The sequence below is a fragment of the Pseudomonas sp. A125 genome (assembly GCF_055409485.1).
Genome location: NZ_JBUZVP010000072.1, coordinates 1 through 2,142, shown reverse-complemented (window position 1 = coordinate 2,142; position 2,142 = coordinate 1). Strand labels below are relative to the sequence as shown.

The 2,142-nt window shown below is 53.7% G+C and carries 1 protein-coding gene; it reads right to left on the bottom strand.

Annotated features, from left to right (window positions below):
- Positions 1-576: 576 nt before the first annotated feature.
- Complete coding sequence (locus ACZRN6_RS36375; protein ID WP_178113950.1) at positions 577-1,608, bottom strand: protein rep; 1,032 nt, start codon at positions 1,606-1,608, stop codon at positions 577-579.
- Positions 1,609-2,142 lie beyond the last annotated feature (534 nt).

Genomic DNA, 2,142 nt, shown 5'->3' with positions numbered 1-2,142 from the left:
TGGTGAAACCCGGGGGGACAAACGAAGTGCGTCAGGATTTTTAACCAGGTACACAACTCAACGGGGTATCGGGGCACAGCCCTGATCAGGGTTTTGTGGGGATCGACTGCGTGCAGGCGGTGGCCACAAAACATTTCCTGTCCGTTTTTTAGATTTGAATTCAATTCGTTTTTTAAGATCCGATTAAATTCTTAATTTAGTTTTGTTTTCCGAATTCAAAACTCACTTAAAACCAAGAGCCCACGGCAGCAGGGGAGAGTTTTCAAAATGCCTACATTTTGTAGCACTCTCCCTATCCTGCATCCTCTCTGCATCCTCTCTGCTCTGGCCTTTGACCTTCGCTGTTTCCCTCCGCTTTTTTGAACAGGGCGCGCTTAGTTGTTTCTACGAAACGCGCGGATCAAAAACGGATCAAGGGCGCACTTACGCAAACTACGTTTGCATGCGGATCAAAATCCAAAGCAGATCAAAAGCGGATACATGAGTCGGACAGGAAATGTTTTGTACGGACGGCCTGCACGCAGTCGATCCCCACAAAACCCTGATCAGGGCTGTGCCCCGATACCCCGTTGAGAGTCAGCGAGCTGGTTTGTCGCCGTTGGGTGCGCGGCGATATCGGCGCTCTACTTCCCGCCAGTTGAAAGCCAACCGAGAACCGTCGTCTTCGCCTTCTTCAGCGCCGCCTCTCTTAACCAAATCCGAATCAGTTTCCTCATCGACACGGAGTACCTTTTTCAAAACGCCACCGGTTGCCACAAAGCGGCGCTTGTGGGATTGGCGCGTCAATTCCAAAAACCAATCAGGATCGTTTGTCATGTCAGACGGTTTAACGCTGTACTTCAGCGTTTCCGAAACCGCGCGTTGTAGCGCAGCCCCTCCCACCTCCGTCCCGGTCTCTGAGCTCCGATCTTTAATCGCTTGAACGTGCACACCGCTTGGCGAGATCGTCGGATCGCGCATGCATTCCTGCCAAATCTCAACCCAGCGGGCATGCTTAACGTATTTCGATCCAGACAGCATCGAAGGCGGGACCATCAGCAAAACGTGAAAATGCGGGTGCGCCTCCCCAATCGCACTCCGAGTTACCTCGGTAGTCCGTACCCAACCAATCACCGCTTTTAACTCTTTTCGCGCCTGGAGTCGGTTCCACCCGGCATTCATCGCCGTAAGAGTCGCTCCAAGCTCGCCTATGGGGCAATTGGGCACAGTCAGGGTCAGGAATAGCCAGCGAGCCTTAGGATGCTCTAGAACGATCTGAGGGAGAGATTGGTGAAACCGAGCCTGCCACATGAGCGAGCGCCTCCACTGACACACCGGGCAATGACGTACCCGGCAAAAGTACGCCGTACGCAAACGTAGGGCATTCACTGATGTTTCAGGGTTGAGAACCCAACCAAACAGCAATAACCCCCCACAGTCGGACATTCGAGCGGCGTAGCGCTCAAATTCTAGAGCGCTGGCATAAATCCCACCCACATCGTCAGATTGACCTCTGTGAATGTCCCACGGGACATCATTCGGACTGTAATCGGAAAGCCCGTCGCGGGGCTGTTCAAGCGCAATAATTTCGCTAGAATGGACAGACGTGGAAGCGGTAACGTTTTCCATGGAAAACCCTAGATATCTTGGACCTCGAAGACCCACGATTCTGGGGTTTTTCTTTTTACGCGTCAAATAACCCTCAAAGCCACGGTCCACAAGGGTTGTAGCCGCTTTTTGCACCCTTGAATTACCATCGTAAGTATCAAGTAAAGGAAATCGGCCTCTCCGACGCCCGTTTTTCGACCCCTCCAAGCACCGCCAAAAAGCCAAAAACAGATCGTCTCCGACGGCCCTTCGGGACTGCTCGCCACGTGGCAGGCGGTCGGGGGAAGAGCACCCCCAACCACCAGCCCGGAGCATTGGGGCACTGCGAGGCATCAAGGGGCTTTCGCGGCATATCCTTGCCCGTTCCGGTCTGCGGTATTCCACGTCCCCTTGACCCCTCTCCGTTTTGATTTTTTCCTGCAGCCCCGGGTTTCACCAGGGCGAGTTTTTCCGCCCTGGTGAAACCCGGGGGGACAAACGAAGTGCGTCAGGATTTTTAACCAGGTACACAACTCAACGGGGTATCGGGGCACAGCCCTGATCAGGGTTTTGTGG